General features: G+C 67.2%; 18 protein-coding genes and 1 pseudogene. 11 read left to right on the top strand and 8 right to left on the bottom strand.

All coding sequences use genetic code 11. The features are described 5' to 3' along the window. The first annotated feature begins 38 nt into the window (after positions 1-38). Both DFJ69_RS28685 and DFJ69_RS34560 read left to right on the top strand, forming a co-directional pair. Complete coding sequence (locus DFJ69_RS28685) at positions 39-413, top strand: ATP-binding protein (RefSeq protein WP_116025467.1); 375 nt, start codon at positions 39-41, stop codon at positions 411-413. 294 nt (positions 414-707) lie between these two features. Then, a complete protein-coding gene (locus DFJ69_RS34560; protein WP_170177817.1) occupies positions 708-857 on the top strand; it encodes a hypothetical protein in 150 nt (49 codons plus the stop codon). A gap of 256 nt (positions 858-1,113) precedes the next feature. Here DFJ69_RS34560 and DFJ69_RS28680 read toward each other — a convergent pair whose 3' ends face one another. From DFJ69_RS28680 to DFJ69_RS28670, 3 genes are all read right to left on the bottom strand, one after another. Continuing rightward, the gene (locus DFJ69_RS28680; protein ID WP_116025466.1) at positions 1,114-1,407 is read right to left on the bottom strand and encodes a hypothetical protein; all 294 of its coding nucleotides are present in this window, start codon (positions 1,405-1,407) and stop codon (positions 1,114-1,116) included. 303 nt (positions 1,408-1,710) lie between these two features. Beyond that, positions 1,711-2,070 carry a hypothetical protein gene (locus DFJ69_RS28675; protein WP_116025465.1) on the bottom strand — a complete coding sequence of 120 codons (360 nt, stop codon included), beginning with the start codon at positions 2,068-2,070 and terminating at the stop codon, positions 1,711-1,713. After that, positions 2,067-4,403 (bottom strand): chymotrypsin family serine protease, encoded by a 2,337-nt coding sequence (locus tag DFJ69_RS28670; protein ID WP_147312443.1) that lies wholly within the window; start codon positions 4,401-4,403, stop codon positions 2,067-2,069. Before DFJ69_RS28670 ends, DFJ69_RS28675 begins: the two co-directional genes overlap by 4 nt. Before the next feature lie 712 nt (positions 4,404-5,115). Here DFJ69_RS28670 and DFJ69_RS34555 point away from each other — a divergent pair. Then, positions 5,116-5,256 carry a hypothetical protein gene (locus DFJ69_RS34555; protein ID WP_170177816.1) on the top strand — a complete coding sequence of 47 codons (141 nt, stop codon included), beginning with the start codon at positions 5,116-5,118 and terminating at the stop codon, positions 5,254-5,256. A 163-nt stretch (positions 5,257-5,419) separates the two neighbouring features. On the opposite strand, the gene DFJ69_RS28665 is transcribed toward DFJ69_RS34555, so the two are convergent. The 3 genes from DFJ69_RS28665 to DFJ69_RS34550 all read right to left on the bottom strand — a co-directional run bounded on the left by DFJ69_RS28665 (position 5,420) and on the right by DFJ69_RS34550 (position 7,611). Further along, on the bottom strand, positions 5,420-5,941 hold the full coding sequence (locus tag DFJ69_RS28665; protein WP_116025463.1) for a hypothetical protein: 522 nt from the start codon (positions 5,939-5,941) through the stop codon (positions 5,420-5,422). A 4-nt stretch (positions 5,942-5,945) separates the two neighbouring features. Further along, a complete protein-coding gene (locus DFJ69_RS28660) occupies positions 5,946-6,962 on the bottom strand; it encodes a NucA/NucB deoxyribonuclease domain-containing protein (protein ID WP_170177815.1) in 1,017 nt (338 codons plus the stop codon). Between the two features lie 310 nt (positions 6,963-7,272). Then, positions 7,273-7,611 carry a hypothetical protein gene (locus DFJ69_RS34550; protein WP_170177814.1) on the bottom strand — a complete coding sequence of 113 codons (339 nt, stop codon included), beginning with the start codon at positions 7,609-7,611 and terminating at the stop codon, positions 7,273-7,275. On the opposite strand from DFJ69_RS34550, the pseudogene DFJ69_RS36530 reads away from it, so the two are divergent. The 3 genes and pseudogenes from DFJ69_RS36530 to DFJ69_RS28650 all read left to right on the top strand — a co-directional run. Next, positions 7,543-7,683, top strand: a pseudogene (locus DFJ69_RS36530) (site-specific integrase); the annotation flags it as partial. The gene DFJ69_RS34550 and the pseudogene DFJ69_RS36530 overlap by 69 nt on opposite strands. Before the next feature lie 254 nt (positions 7,684-7,937). Next, positions 7,938-8,309, top strand: coding sequence for a hypothetical protein (locus DFJ69_RS34545; RefSeq protein WP_170177813.1), 372 nt, complete (start codon positions 7,938-7,940; stop codon positions 8,307-8,309). A 136-nt stretch (positions 8,310-8,445) separates the two neighbouring features. Next, positions 8,446-8,670 carry a recombinase gene (locus tag DFJ69_RS28650; RefSeq protein ID WP_116025461.1) on the top strand — a complete coding sequence of 75 codons (225 nt, stop codon included), beginning with the start codon at positions 8,446-8,448 and terminating at the stop codon, positions 8,668-8,670. Between the two features lie 2 nt (positions 8,671-8,672). On the opposite strand, the gene DFJ69_RS28645 is transcribed toward DFJ69_RS28650, so the two are convergent. Next, complete coding sequence (locus DFJ69_RS28645) at positions 8,673-9,065, bottom strand: DUF3307 domain-containing protein (RefSeq protein ID WP_116025460.1); 393 nt, start codon at positions 9,063-9,065, stop codon at positions 8,673-8,675. A 366-nt stretch (positions 9,066-9,431) separates the two neighbouring features. Between DFJ69_RS28645 and DFJ69_RS28640 the strand changes: the two genes are divergently transcribed. Both DFJ69_RS28640 and DFJ69_RS34540 read left to right on the top strand, forming a co-directional pair. Next, entirely contained in the window at positions 9,432-9,689 is a 258-nt protein-coding gene (locus DFJ69_RS28640) for a DUF7736 domain-containing protein (RefSeq protein ID WP_116025459.1), read from the top strand. Continuing rightward, positions 9,686-9,829: a hypothetical protein gene (locus DFJ69_RS34540; RefSeq protein ID WP_170177812.1), complete on the top strand. Its 144-nt coding sequence runs from the start codon at positions 9,686-9,688 to the stop codon at positions 9,827-9,829. The genes DFJ69_RS28640 and DFJ69_RS34540 overlap by 4 nt, the downstream gene beginning before the upstream one ends. A gap of 139 nt (positions 9,830-9,968) precedes the next feature. On the opposite strand, the gene DFJ69_RS28635 is transcribed toward DFJ69_RS34540, so the two are convergent. Continuing rightward, entirely contained in the window at positions 9,969-10,370 is a 402-nt protein-coding gene (locus DFJ69_RS28635; RefSeq protein WP_116025458.1) for a RapZ C-terminal domain-containing protein, read from the bottom strand. A gap of 229 nt (positions 10,371-10,599) precedes the next feature. Here DFJ69_RS28635 and DFJ69_RS34535 point away from each other — a divergent pair, with 229 nt between their 5' ends. From DFJ69_RS34535 to DFJ69_RS28630, 3 genes are all read left to right on the top strand, one after another. Next, positions 10,600-10,740 (top strand): hypothetical protein, encoded by a 141-nt coding sequence (locus DFJ69_RS34535; RefSeq protein ID WP_170177811.1) that lies wholly within the window; start codon positions 10,600-10,602, stop codon positions 10,738-10,740. An 8-nt stretch (positions 10,741-10,748) separates the two neighbouring features. After that, a complete protein-coding gene (locus DFJ69_RS35045) occupies positions 10,749-10,886 on the top strand; it encodes a hypothetical protein (protein WP_211328831.1) in 138 nt (45 codons plus the stop codon). Positions 10,887-11,154: 268 nt separating this feature from the next. After that, positions 11,155-14,808, top strand: coding sequence for an RCC1 domain-containing protein (locus DFJ69_RS28630; RefSeq protein WP_170177810.1), 3,654 nt, complete (start codon positions 11,155-11,157; stop codon positions 14,806-14,808). The last annotated feature ends 91 nt before the right edge of the window (positions 14,809-14,899 follow it).

Raw genomic sequence — 14,899 nt, 5'->3', positions numbered from 1 at the left:
CCCCTGGCGGTGTCCATGCTCATCCCGGACGACGAGTCGTGACGGCGCTCATGGAGATCCTCGGCAAGCACACCGTTCCCCGAGCCGCATCGGCCGTGCGAGACGGACGCCGAGAGGTCCAGCGCATCGCCGAGGTTTTCACCGCCGACACCGACGTCCTCTACGACCTGGGCGTACTCACCAGCGAGGCCGTCACCAACGCATACCTGCACGGCACCGGCGGCATCGACGTCACCGTCTCTCGCACAATTCGCGGCATCCGCGTCGAGGTCCGCGACCACGGCTGCGAACACGACCAGGCGGACCGCAGGGACAACGGGCGCGGGCTGACCGCCATCCGGGTCCTGTCGACGCGCTGGGGCATGGAGATGGGCCCGCACGAGACGCGCCTTTGGTTCGAGGTCGCACTGTGACCCGGCTCGACGGCCGGCATCGCCACTCCCCCGCCGGGGCGACCACCACGCTCAGGGGGACGGCGTCACGCCGCCACGATCCTCGGCGCTTGAGCGGTGCTTCGCTCGAGCAACCGGCTCGGCCCCCCAGCCGCAGCATGACCCGCACCCCGGGGAGCGCTGCGGCTGGGGCCACTCGGAGAGGCCGCCGGGTTGTCCTTGCCCTGGGACCCCGGCGGCCTCTCCCCGAAGCTTCGGCCACAGTATTCCCTTGACGCTGACAAGGGAATGGGCTTCGGTGCCTAGGCGGGCTCGGTGAGCGCCTCGACCGCGCGCCACGGCCAGTTCGAGCAGATCGAGCGCGTCGTTTCGCGCGGGCCCGGCGGGGATGCGCATGAGCCAGTTCTGGGCGACCGCCATCGCAGGGCCGCGGACCTGAACCTCAGCCGGGTCGACCTCAGCTAGGCCCGCGAACCGGGTGAGGATCTCGTCGAGAGTCACAGCCGTAGGGTCCCGTTCCAGTGATGGGAAGATCACCTAAGGGTACCCGGCAGGACCGACATTTCCCGGAGGCGAAGGGTCGGGCGGACGGTCCACCGATTCCAGAAACGTCACGGCATTCGCGCGCTTACGGTACGGGCCATGAACCGTGCCGCGGCCCCGCCTCCCTTGGCCCTGCTGCCCGCTGCACCGGTGGCCCGTTCCGGCGACGACATTCCAGCTACCGCAGAGTCCTCCCCCAGCCCGGACGGTGTGGCTTGATGGTCACGCCTGGCTCCATCGCCGCCGAGATTTCTACGAGCACCAGGTCGGGCTCACCCTCGCCCGCCTCGCCCACGTCCGACTCCGCCGGCACCGACCAGACGAAGCCGCCACCACCATCCTCGGCCTGGCCGACCACCTGAACACCAGCGCATCCCAACGCGTGCGACACACCCTCACGCAGATCCGGCAGGGCTGGCGAACCCACACCGGCAACCCGCACGTCGCCGAAGCCGATCACCTGCTCCGCCAACTCACGTAGCGCAAGAAGGCTGGCGGAGAACGCGGCGACGGCGGCTCACAGATTCACATCGGACTTTTCAGCGATGGCGGTCTTACCGATCTGATGGCGGCGAGCTGTTCCTCCGAAATGCGACGCGGAGGGGCTGCGGGGTCACCGGAAGGACGGCGACGCGTCCCGCCCGACTTCTCGAGTGAGACCGGGCGGGACGCTCGCTGCCTTACAACCGGTCTGGCGGGGATTCCGCATGGCCGCGCGGTTCTCGGCCCGCAGGAGAACGGCGACACTGGGTCCACCAGTGGATAGCGCTGTCCGTTAGGGGCTTCTGTCGATCGGGATGGTCGAGCCGTCCAGGGTAGTGAGAGCTCGTTTGCCAAGTGGTTGCTTCAGCGTGACGGTCGTCTCCAATGACCTGCCGACCCCTGCTACGGGCTCATCACCGATGGTCGACCGTATGCGCACGACGACGACGACCTTATCCTCGTACTCTTCGACCTTGACCTTGCTGACTTCCGAGAAGTCATCGCCGTCGAAGTGCAAGGTCAGCTGCCTGCCATCCCCCGTGAGGGCCGCTGAGGTGATGGAGGCTGCAGTGTCGCCATCGGACGCACAGCCGCCTATCAGGAGGGCGATGATGGCGGCCACTCCGAGCAGCCCCGCGAATCTGTTGATCATCGGAAAGGATACCGCTGGACGTCCCCGGGTGCCAGGGTTTGGACATCATGGATACTGGTGAAGTAGAGCCTGCACGTCTTGCCGCCTCCGCCTCCGCTGATGATGCCTTGCGCGACTGCGCCCCACTCTGTGACATGTGTATTGACTTTGACCTTGGTGAAGACGGGGCCACCGGAGTCACCGCCCGCTGCGCATACTCCCTTTCTTTTCGCTTCGACGGCCCACTTGACTAGTCCGCCGCTGGCGTATCTTACATTGATGGAGGTGTCGGAGATCTTCCAGCCGCAGAGATCGCCTTTAGTAGCTCCACCTGAGCACACATAGTCACCCACCCGAGGACGCCTGGACGCTCTCCCCTTCACGGGAAGGATATTTCTCGTGGCGCTGCCACCATTGAAGACGAAAGGACTGCTTCTTTGACCGTCGGAGGTGTAGTCCAAATTGACGAAAAGTAGATCACCACGCCCATATACCGTACCGACCTTGGGGTTCCAGCCGGTCTTTACCCCGACTCCCCTGGCCGCGACGGAGCCGCTTGAGACCCAGGATCCGAACCAATGACCTTTTTGGCCACAGTGTCCTGCGGTAAGCCCGAACCTCCCGTAGCTGTTGCGCCACATGAATCCCATGGTGCAATAACTGCCGTTTTCCATCGTCGCCATCTTTGACCCGCCCCAGAAGTGGTGAGAGCAGGCGCGGTTCATGATGCCGTTGCTGCACATGGCGTCGGCTGGCTCTGCGTCGGAGATGACACGAACGGCGATCTTGCTGGGCCCGTAGCGGGCTGTGAGGGCGTCGACCATGGCGTCGTTCACGGAGAACGCCTCGATGACAACGCGGTTCTTGGCGGCTTGGATGTGGGCGCTTTGGAGTTGGTCGGCGCTCGGCAGTTGTGTGGTGTCCAGGGTGAGGACTTCGTCCTGGATCCGTTGGAGTTCATGGGTGGTGTTGGGCACGAAGATCGTACGGGGTGTGATGGTCCTCATCGGCCCGCTCTCGACGGGGACCGGGTCGAGGTCGTCCTCCACCGGCTCGGTCGGCATCTCCATGCCCGGAGTGTTCTCGACCGAAGCGTCGCCGACGCCGTCGTCGGGTTGGTTCTCGGCCACCTGGATGGGGCTCTGGTCGACGGGGACCCTGTCCGCGCCGATCGGGGTGACGAGCCGTCCGGTGGCGGTGTCGTGGTAGGGCGGCGCCATCGTTTCCGGGTCGCCCTCGGCGCGTTCCTCGGCCTCCTGGAGTGCGGCGCTGTTGACGGGGCTGATCGGCGGGGGGTTGTCGTCGGCCTCGGTCGCGGGGAACACCTCGACTCGGGTGTGGATGAAGTAGCCGCGGGTGGAGACCTGGAGGTGGACGGTGCCGGTGCTGTGGTTGGTGATGGTGATCCGTCCGTCCACGCCGGGGACCACGAGGTCGAAGCCGTTGTTGGTCTCTCCTTCGTCGAAGACGACGCTGGAGATGTTCGGGTCTTTGGAGCCGGAAGCGTAGACCGACAGCCATCCGGCGGAGACGGGGGTGCGGGCGTCGATGTTGAGCGCGGCGGCGGCGACCGTGTTGGAGGGTGCCCCGGAGGCGCCGGTGGCCTCGAAGGTGAGCGACGCCCCGGCGGCGATGGGGCTGGTGTCTCCGTCGGTGCCCACGCCGGTGAGGGTGTCGGCGAGGACCTTGGTGTTCATCGGTTTGTACCGGGGGCCGCTAGCGTCGGTGGTCGATCCGGTGAAGTAGCCGCGGACGGTGATCGAGACGTTCAGGGTCCCGGGATGGTGATTGGTCAGTTTCAGTTGGCCGGTCGCCGAGAGCGGGACCACGTAGAAGGTGCTGTTGGCCTCCCCGGGCACGTAGTTCAGCACACCCGCGCCTGCGGTCACGTCGGACGGGGTCAGCGTGAGGAAGCCATGGGCGGTCTGGTCCATCGCCACGATGTTGACCGCGACCGCCGTCGCCCCCGAAGCCGGGATCCCCTCCCGTCCGGCGGCCTCGAACGTCAGTTCGCCGTTCCCGGGGACGGGGGTGGTGCGCGCCGGCGCGCCGTGGCCGAACCGCGTGTCGTACAGGTAGGAGGTGGCCAGCGGGCGGTACTCGCTGCCGCCCTCGCCGGTCGCGTCGAGGAAGTATCCCCGGACGGCCACGGCCACATGGGTGGCGCCGGCGCTCTTGTTGACGATGGTGACCTTGCCCGTGCCGGTGATCCGGGTGAAGTCCGCGACGGTCGTTGCCTCACCCCCGGCGAACGTCGCCGTCGACACCGTCGTGGGCACGTCCGACGGGTACACCGTGAACGAGCCCCACCTCTCCGGCGCATAGGCCTGGATGGTCAGGGCGGCGGCGGACACGCCGGTGGCGGGGACGCTGTGCACGCCGGTGACCTGGAACGTCACCGATCCCTGAGCGGGGACCTTCGCGACCTGCGTGGTGCCGGCCCCCGACCGCGTGTCCAACAGGACCTTGGGGACCATGGGCACGAACCGACCATCACCCGTGGTCTCGGCGTGAACCTCCTGAACGGGCGCCGCGACGCCCATGATGGCGACGAGCGAGCCGAGGAGGGCCAGCGCCAACGACAGCGCCCGCACCCTCCGTACCGGAACACTCGAGAACGACGATCTCAAAGCAGGGAACGCTCCATCTCTTGACCAACGCCTGGTGAAGCCGGAAAACAGGACCCAAAAAGGGGCATTCCGACCAAAGCCTGATGAAGCTATCCACGCCGCACACGATGATCAACGAGACGCCCGTGAGACGTAAGTCACAGTTTTCGAGGAGCCGACGGGTAAACCGAACAGCGCTGTGATGCACAGACCCGCCGCCACCACGGCGGTCCACCGACCGTCCATCTGCGATCACAGAAGCCGAGGATCGAAACCACGGAACCAGAAACCCAGACCGACGGGCAGACGCCGATCCGGACCGGCGTCATACGCGGCTCGCGAAAGGCTGGGCCGCGAACGCAACGTGCGGCGGGGCCGCACCCCGCTGAACCTTCTCAAGGGTTCCGCCGCTCAACCTCGAGGTCGAGCACGAGCTGAGTGCCGCGAAAGCGGCTCCATGCTCGTGAACGCCATCGTCGAGGCACGGGCCGACCCGTCCGCCATCGTGGCTGTCGTCTGGGCGCCCCCCGATGTGGAGGACGCGGAGGAGGGGCTGCTCGGCGACTGGAGATGGGACGTCGAGCCGACCTATGCCTAGGCCTCCACAGACCCGGTGACCGACGTACCGTCGCCTCTGCCCCTTAGTGAGGCCGGACCAGCCCCGCCCTCCGTCCCTTGCTGGAGGGCGGGGCGCTCCCGCTAATCCTTGGACGCCGCCGGTGCGCTCCGGCGAGAGAAGCGCGCATCGCTCCCGACGGTCGTCATTGGGTTCGAGCTCGGATCTCTGCACCGACGGCGTCGGTCAGTTTGAGTCGTTGCTCATCCGCCTCATCCGCTGGCCAGAGGAGGATCAGATGCTCCTCGGGTGGCGAGGAGGCGATATCGGTGAACTGTTGCGCTCGGCCTTGGTCGCGGCCCCGGGCGTGCGCTCGGAGCCGGTAGGTGCGAGTCTCCTCCGCGCTGGCCGGTAGTTCGACCTCGTGGCCGCCTTCCATATCCGCTGGCGCATAGATGACGATGCCGTCTCCGGTCAGCGTTACCGATGCCTCCACAACGTCGTCCCATGTGTCCAGGTCCGCGTCGGGTGGCTGGTCGGTGACGTCGATCGTCAGCGTGACGGGGCCCGTGTCTGTGCCGGTCATGATGATGGCGGCCTCGCCTGCGGGGTCGACCCAGATCAGGCCGTTGCCTCCTGCGTACGGCGACTCTGTCAAGTCTGCGTCCTGGGTGTGGAGCAGGTACTGGAAGTAGGAGACGCTCACGGCGAAGGTCTGTGCGGTCACGGCGTCAGACTGCCACCCAGAAGGCGTCCCCGTCCAGGACACGGTTTTTGACCAGGAAGGCGTTGAACCGTCCTCCTTGAGCGTGGTTTTCCGACAGGGGGACCCAGGTGATTCCTCGCTCGGCCGCCGGGAGGTTGGTTCCTCCTTCAAGCGTATGGGCGAGTGGGTATTCGTCGCAGGATGGAGGCTGTCCAGTCGGCCATCCGGATGGCAGCTTGGCGGGCGGCTTCTGGCCTCGACAGACGGCGGTACGGTGGTTCTCGGCCCTGGTCTTGCTCGCCATGTAGTGCAGTGGCAGGCCGTCGCGGCGGCGCCCGTAGTGCTTGGGCCCCTTCTGCTGAATGCGGCGGATTCCGGGGGCGATAAACTTCAGGTCTTTGAACGTGGTGATCACCGGGAAGGTCCGGTGGTGGACGCACCCGGGGCGCTGCCGTTTCCCGAACCTGTCGTCGCAGCGGTAAGGCTCGCCCTTCCAGGGGACCACGGCGGGCTTGTATCCGGGCTTGGTAAATCTCAGGGAATAGCTGTTTCTGAGGTAACGGATGACCTTAGGGGCCACCTTGATGCTGTAGGAGGCCTTCCCTCGGTAGATGGTTCCCTTCTTGACGAGTACGTTCTTGGGGAGATTGTTTACGACGTTGCACCACTTGCCGCATCCGACGGACATGTAGGCGCGAACTCCCTGCGCATGCTTGCCGATGACGTTATCGGTGCGCAGGGAGACACGTTCCGTGAACTTCAGACTCTTCACGTCGAAGATGATTCTCTGGATGAGGGTCTGGTAGATCTCCCCCACCTTCTTGCCATTGAGGTAGACGGATCCGACGAACCTCCGAGTCTCGCACCACTGCGTACGGGTGACGTAGTGGCAGTCAGGCGCGGACACCTCAGGAAGAGAAGTGACCGAGACTTTGATGCGTGAACTGTTGTCCTGGGCCACGGCAGCGCTGGATGCGGACACGAGCATTCCACCCAGCAACGCAAGCATGGCAGCAAAAGCCCGCCACTTTTGACGAAGCATGTCACGCTCTCCGACCATCGGGGATAAGTCACCGCATCCTAGGCACGCAACGCCCGGCCTGCCCACGGCGCTATGTGCACATCGATGAATCGATTGACCGAACCCGGTCACTGCGACCAAAGATCAATTTGCGGACGCAGTCTCGGTCTCTCACGTCAGCGCTCTTCAGCACCTTGGAGTCCCCAAAAGGCGGGTCCGCGACTCGGCCGCACTGACCAATGCCGGTCGCGGCGACGCCCTGACTCATGGCCAATACCGGACACAGGAACACGCCAGGACGCCGCCATCGGCGCAGGACTCGCGCCGTTGATCAGACCGCGATGATGAGCGCCGCGACGAAGACCCAGGCGCCGTGCCAAGCCTGGTCCGTTGACTGCACCAACTCGTTGACCAGGTGGCGCTGGCAGCCGGGGTGCGTGGACCATCTCGTCTTGTGCTTGAGGTTGATGGGGTTGGTGGTGCGCACCCGGACTTCGTGAGCGGCAGAGTTGATCTGCCGCGGATCGGGGCGGTGGTTGCGGGCGAACGCGGGTTCGCTCCTTTCGTCGTCGTGGACGCGGCGGGGCGTGAGGTCGAGCCGGTGAGCCGCTACCTGCGGGATCTGCTGATCGGGGATGCGAGCCCGTTGACGTGCCGGAGCTATGGGCACGATCTGCTGCGCTGGTTCCGGCTGCTGTGGGCGCTGGACGTCGGCTGGGAACAGGCGACCGAGGCGGAGACCGTGGCGTTGGTCGGCTGGCTGCGGACGGCCCGCAATCCGCAGCGACGTCGGTCGAGAGCGGACTCCTTGCCAGCCGGGTCGGTGAACCCGACGACGGGCAAGCCGCTGCTGGCGGCCGGCCACGCGCCGAGGACGATCGCGCACAACCTGTCGGTGGTGCATGGCTTCTACGACTTCCACCGGCATGGCGGGGCCGGTCCGCTGGTCAACCCCGTGCCCGAGTGCAAGGCTCGCCGAGGTGAGATCATTCCGGGATGCTCCTGCCCGCGACGTCTCCGCAGACCCACAGCCTTGAGTGCGTCCGTATTGACGACCATGCCGAATCCCACAAATGGACCGCCGTCCCCGGAACGGCCGTCGGGACATTGCTCGACCAGGAAGCCGCGGAGCTCCTCGACGTCGTGGCGAGCATCCCGACAGGCGACGTCATGCGCTGCTTCATGCCCGGCTACGGCATCCGCGCCCGCAGCGCAGACGGCCTCATCCTCTTCGAGATCGCGTTCTGCTTCCAATGCAACAACGCGCTCGTTCTCCAGCCCGAGCCGCACAAGCGACAGGACCTCGTCGGGTTCAAGGTCGACAGCCGGCGAGGCCAGGAGCTCCTGGCACGGTTCCGTGCCTTCTGACCCGGTCACGCCAGAACGACACGCCGAACTCGACCCAACCGGCCGACATAACGGCCACTGTCCGTGACCATGACGACCGGCTGATCGCCAGAACACTCTTCAAGATCAGTTCGGTTAAGCCTGCATCCGCCGCTCGATGCTCAGCATCGACCCCAAGATGCTGCCGCGCCTCGACGACCTCGAAGAAGACCTCCTGGCCCGCCGCGAACGGGCCGTGGCCGAGAACTGGCTCGGCGAGATCGAGGGACTCGACCTCACCCTCACGTTTCTGAGAGGCAAGCGCGCTCAAGCCCGCCGGACCGCCCGCCTCGGCCCACCAGGACAGGTCGACCTGGGGCTGCCGACCACGCCACGACGCTGACGTCACCCCAGCCACACCAACGCAGCGGCGTTGATCAGCAGGTGAAGCGTGTTATCGACCACGACCACCAGCGCCGTCGCCCGCCCGTTCGGCACGGTCGCCGGGAACCCTTGGTTCTGTGATGCCTCCGACCACGGCACCCACGCCTTCCGAGGCGCGATCAGATTCTTCGCCCAGATCACGTACTTCGCAGCCCGATAGTGATCCAGCACCACGTGCGTTCCGCCGATCACCAGCAGCGCCCACGGCGACTGCGTGATCAGCAGGAACGGCAACGAGTACGCCAGCCCATGCGCGACCGCCGGCCACCACCGCTTGACCTTCTGCGTCGCCATCCAGTCCGACTGGAGCACATAGTCCCCGACCAGATGCGCCAGCAGTGCCTCAGCCAGCATCACGCCACCGCCAAACGCTTGGTGCAGAGAAGGTGCTGGGTTTGGAGCCAGTGGTCTGCCAGGTGGAGCCCGGCGTGCAGGGCTATCCAGGCGGTCGCGAAGGTCAGGGCGGGGGTCATGAGCTGGCGCTCCTTCGTGGGGTGGTTGGAGTTTCACCGTCTCAGCGACGTCGCCGTCTCTCTGTCTGGAATCAGACACATGGGGTGTGGTCGCGGTCACACAACGCAAGGTCGGATGGCCCGCCGGGTCAGCACCATGACCTGACCTGAGCTGACCTGCCGTCTGGCTGACAAATCACCGGAGTACAGGCGTTCCGGCGCCCCGGGTGCCAGGCTGGTCTTCGATGCGAGCCCGATGGAGGCGGCCATGACCACGCGCGACTGCGACCTCTACGTCGTCCTGGCGCTGACGCACCAACTTCCCGTGGAGCTGTCTCCCTACCAAGACTTCCTCCAGTGGATGACGGGCGAGCGCCTGGCGCCGATCCAGATGGGCCGCGCCCGCGACGTGTGCGCTCCGATCCTGGTGGAGCAGTACCCGGCGCTCGCGACCGTGCCGCCGATCCCCGACTTCGGCGACGACACCGCGGCCATGGACGCCTGGTGCGATCAGCAGCGGGCGTGACCACGTTGGCCGTGGCTCCGCTGCCGGACGGGGTGTGGGAGCGGGGCAGATTCCTCAACGACTCCCTCGACGTCATTCAGACCGTGCCCGGAGATCTGGAGAAGACGCTCGTGGCCAATCCCGAAGTACTCAGGCCCTGAGAGGCGTTCGCGTCGGCGTCAGCGCGCGACGACGTCCTTGGCGAGGTCTCGGTGCTCCAGCTCCACCTGATGGTCGCGGCGGAGGAGTCGTGGACGGCGCCGGCGACTGTTGGCGCGCTTTTCCGGACTACGAGCGAGATCATGAGGTGGCCGTCTTGAGGACGCGCGGGAGGTGGGCGTGCTGGTGCTCGATCGCGACGTCACGTCCCAGGCCACGGACCTTGCTTCCCAAGATCTCCGTGAGTGCGCATGCGCGGTGTTTCCCGCCGGCGCAGCCGATCGCGATGGTGTCGGGGCCGGCGGGGAGCATGGCGTAGGCGGCGAGGTTGTCGATGAGTTCGCGGGCGCCGCGGGTGTTGATGACCACGTCCTGGACCTTGAGGTGGAAGCCGTCGAGGTCGGGGATGTCGCGGGCGGTGGCAGGGTCGCGGAGCCGGTCACGGACGTCCTCGATTCGGTCGGCGTGCGGAGGGATGGGGTTGCCTTCGGCGTCGGTCGGGAGGTGGAGGTAGCCGAAGGAGATCAGTCGCAGGGGTTCCATGGTCGTGCTCCTCAGAGCTGGTCCGGGGTGCAGCCCGGCCGGTGCGGGAACACCGGCCGGGTACCGCTTAGAGCTTCGCCGCCGGGTCGAGGGCCGGGAAGTGGTTTCCCGTTTCCTTATTAGGTGACTGGTGAGTCACCGCTTTGCGGGTGCGCCAGCCATGAACGGACTAGACGCCCCCTCCGCCGTGCGGGGGCGACCGCACTGAGGTGCGCATACCCTCTCTGACGTGCGAAATCAGTGGGTGTTCGGGCCGTGGGACGTGGAGGTCATCCGGTTGGACGGGCGGGAGCGGATCCGGGTCCGCTGCCACGGCGTGCTGATCCGGTACTGCCGCAGCGTCGTCGATGGGCCTCTCGTGCTCGTATGAATGCGCCTATGGATGAGGAGCAGATCGACCGGGAGTTCCTGCAGCGGGCGGCAGCAGGGCCGTCGGCCGTCCCGCTTCCGGGAACGGTCGACGGCGGCCACTCGATGCCGAGACAGCCGGTTCCGGCCGCAGGGCTGACGGCATGAACGCACACTTGAGTGTGCCGATCAGGGCATCAGTGGGTCGGTTCGCGAGGTTTGTCACCAGGATGCGCGCGTCGGGACGTTTTGCGATCGCTCAGGGTATTCACGCCGATCGGTCATGGTTCCTACAGTTCGCTCGACTCTGGTGATCTTGCGGGTCCGTCGCTGTGCTGTGCGCGTCGGGGCCCGCGGTGTTGTGCGAGGTGGGTTCGTGACGCGTAGGTTCCTTGAGCGAGGTCGCCGGCGGAGATGGGCGGCAGCGGCGCTGGCGATGGTCACCACGGCTTCCTGGGCGGTGGTGGCTCCCGGTCCGGCGGCGGCCGAGTCGCCGCCCGGGCCGCCGGTGGCGTACGACCACAGTCGGGAGAAGGGCAAGGTGCCCGGTACGCATGGGCCATTGCCGAAGGGCTTCTCCCGCACGGAGGTGCTGGTGAAGTTCCGATCCGAGCGGCAGGTTCGGGTCCGGGGCGGCAAGGCGGTGGCCCGTGAGGGCAAGGACGCCACGGACTTGACGGCGGTGCTGGCCAAGCATCGCGACGCGACGATGACGCCGCAGTGGAAGCGGCCCGAGGCGACCATCACCGCCGAGCGCCTGAAGGCCGAGAAGCGGGTCGGCCGCAGGCTGCCGGACATGAACTCGTGGTTCTCCATCACGATTCCGCAGGGCATCGAGTCGCTGCTGGCCGACTTGAACAGACTCCCGTCGGTCGAGATCGCGACGGCCGCCCCGATCCCGGTGGACACCAGCGAGCCGCTTCGCGGCACCCAGACCTACCGCAACCCGGTGTCCCCGACCGCCGACCACACGTCGGGGGTGGACGCCGACGCCATCAACGCGCTGCCGGGCGGAAAGGGCGACGGCATCACCGTCACCGACGTCGAAGGCCCCGGCGGGGACTTCGGTGACGTCAATGCGGCGTCCACACCCGGGGCGATCGCCGCCGGCGCCGGGCATTCACTGATCCTCGGCGACAGCAGTACGCCGGGTGTGTGGGCGTTCGGCGACAACTCCCAGGGGCAGCTGGGTGATGGCACGACGACCGACCGCAAGATGATGATCCCGGTCCGGGGACTCACGGATGTGAAGGCGGTCGCGGCGGGCGGCGACTACTCGCTGGCCCTGAAGAACGACGGCACCATCTGGGCCTGGGGCGACAACTCCCAGGGACAACTCGGCACCGGCACCACCACCGACAGCTCCACCCCGGTGCAGGTCGGCGGGATCACCACGGCGGCCGCGATCAGCGCGGGCAGCGACGGCCACGCGCTGGCGGTGCTGTCGAACGGCAGGGTCATGGGCTGGGGCGACAACAGCCAACGCCAACTGAACGGTGGCACGGGCGGCGACCGCCTCACACCCGGCCTCGTCATGGACGACGCATCCCCCACCTTCGGCTCCGTGGCGGCCGGTGGCGGCCATTCCGTGGTCGTCCTGGCAGACGGCACCGCCATGACCTTCGGCGACAACAGCCAGGGCCAACTCGGCCACGGCACCGTCACCGACACCGCCGCACCAGCCCCGGTCGCCGGACTCACCTCGGTCACGCAGGTCAGCGCCGGCACCGAACACACCCTGGCGATCTCCGGCGGAACGGTGAAGTCCTGGGGCGACAACAGCCGCGGCCAACTCGGCAACGGCACCACCACCGACACGAACGCACCCGTCACCCTCAGCGGCCTGGCCAACGCCGCCGGCGTCTCGGCCGGCGCCTACTTCAGCACCGCCGTTCTGACCAACGGTAAACGCACGTGGGGCGCCAACGACAACGGCCAACTCGGCAACGGCACCACGACGCAGTCCACCGCCCCGGTCACCCCCTCGGACAGCTACGGTTACACGCACATCGCAGCCGGCTCCCACCACGCTCTGTCCACCCTCACCAACTACGAAGCACGTGCTTGGGGAGCCAACGGCGAGGGTCAACTCGGCGACAACGCCACCACCGGTCAGACCGTGGCGATCTCGCCGATCAGGCTGCTGAACCGCTGGAACGTCTGCCACGAGGAACTCGCCAACCGACCCGCCCCCGGGGGTCCTCCCGTCTACCTGGACGCCTTCGCCGGCGGATGCCATCCGGGCTACGTCGCCTTCCACGGCACCGGAATGATCGGCCCCACCGCCGCGCAGGACGACAACGGTGTCGGCATGGCGGGCATCGCCTCGCACGCCAAGCTGCAGATCACCCGAACCGACGCACCCGGCGGAGGGGTCGCGTCGGCCATCGCCAACTCCGACCCCGGCGACGTCATCTTCTTCGGCTTCGGCTACAGCTCGGGCCCGGCAGAGGTGATGCCATGGGAGTACGACTTGGTCGTGACGGCCACAGCTGCCGGGATCACAGTGCTCGAACCGGCGGGGAACAGCCCGAGCAACAATCTGGACTCCACGACTGACTCCAACGTCGTGGCGTGGAGGAGCCGTCCCAATTCCGGAGGCATCATCGTCGGCGGCGGCACCGGTACGAGACCGGCGGGCAGTTGCTACGACATCGGTACCGCACCGCGGACTGGATGGAGCACGCACGGATCCCGGGTTGACGTGCAAGGCTTCTACGGCTGCGGCACATCCATCGGCGTTCCGGCCGCATGGGGAGCCAGTAGATCCCAGAGCCTCACCCCATCGGAAACCGACCCCAACAAGATGTACACCGGCGAGTTCGGCGGAACCTCCAACGCCACCGGAATGACCGCCTCAGTCGTCGCCGCCCTGCAGGGCGTCGCCAAACACCAGGGCACCGTCCTGACACCGGCTCAAGTCCGCCACGTCCTCAAGGTCACCGGCACCCCCCAGCCACTTGGGGACCCCCGCCACGTAGGCCCGCAGCCCAACCTGCGTAAGGCGGTCGACTATCTGCGCGGCGGCATCTCCGCCGGCCGCCTGCACACGTTGAACGTCGCCGACAACGGGAGCGTGCGAGCCTGGGGTGACAATGCGTTCGGGCAGCTCGGGGACGCGACGACCACCGACCGGCTCAGCCCGGTGACCGTCAGCGGACTCAACGGGGTCATCCGCGCTCCGGGTGCCGTCTCCGCCGGCGAGTACCACTCCCTGGCGGTCAAGCCCGATGGCACCGTGTGGGCCTGGGGCAAGAACAACGCCGGCCAGCTCGGCGACGGCACCACCACCAACCGCAACACGCCCGTTCAAGTCCCCGGCCTGTCCGGGGTCACGGCGGTCGCCGCCGGACAGGAGTTCTCCCTGGCCCGCAAGTCTGACGGCACGGTGTGGGCGTGGGGGGCGAACGGCTCCGGGCAGCTCGGCGACGGCACCACGACCAACCGCATGAGCCCCGTCCAGGTCAGTGGACTGACCAGTGCGACGACCATCGCCGCCGGTCCCTTCCACTCCCTGGCGGTCCGCTCCGACGGCACCATGCGGGCCTGGGGCGGGAACGGCTCCGGGCAGCTCGGCGACGGCACGAACACCCAGCGGAGCACACCCATTCAGATCAGCGGCCTGACCGGAGTGTCGACGTGGGAGGGTGCCGTCTCCGCCGGCCAGCACTCCCTCGCGGTCAAGGACAACGGCACCGTTTGGGCCTGGGGCGACAACGGATCCGGGCAGCTCGGCGACGGCACCACCTCCGATCGGAAGACACCCGTCCAGGTGTCCGGCCTGACGGGTGCGGCAACGGTCGCCGCCGCCACATGGCACTCGCTCGCCGCCACGCATGACGGCACCGCCCTCGGCTGGGGGCACAACGCATCGGGTCAACTCGGTGACGGCACCACCACCAACCGGCTGACCCCAGTCCCCAACCTCGACCTCGTAGGGATCACCGGCACCGCCGCCGCCATGCTCCACTCCGCGGGCATCCGAGCCGACGGGACCGTCTACACCTGGGGCGACAACTACGCCGGCCAACTCGGAAACGGCACCACCACCGGCAGCCTGACCCCGACCCAGGTCCCGAACACCCCCTGAACCCACCGATGTGTTCATGGTCGGGGCCGATGTCCCCGGCCATGAACACATCTCGGCGCAGCGGGCGTACGTCCGGCAGCATCACGAGCGG

The sequence above is a fragment of the Thermomonospora umbrina genome, from assembly GCF_003386555.1.
GTDB lineage: Bacteria > Actinomycetota > Actinomycetes > Streptosporangiales > Streptosporangiaceae > Thermomonospora > Thermomonospora umbrina.
This window is presented reverse-complemented; position numbering and strand designations above follow the sequence as displayed.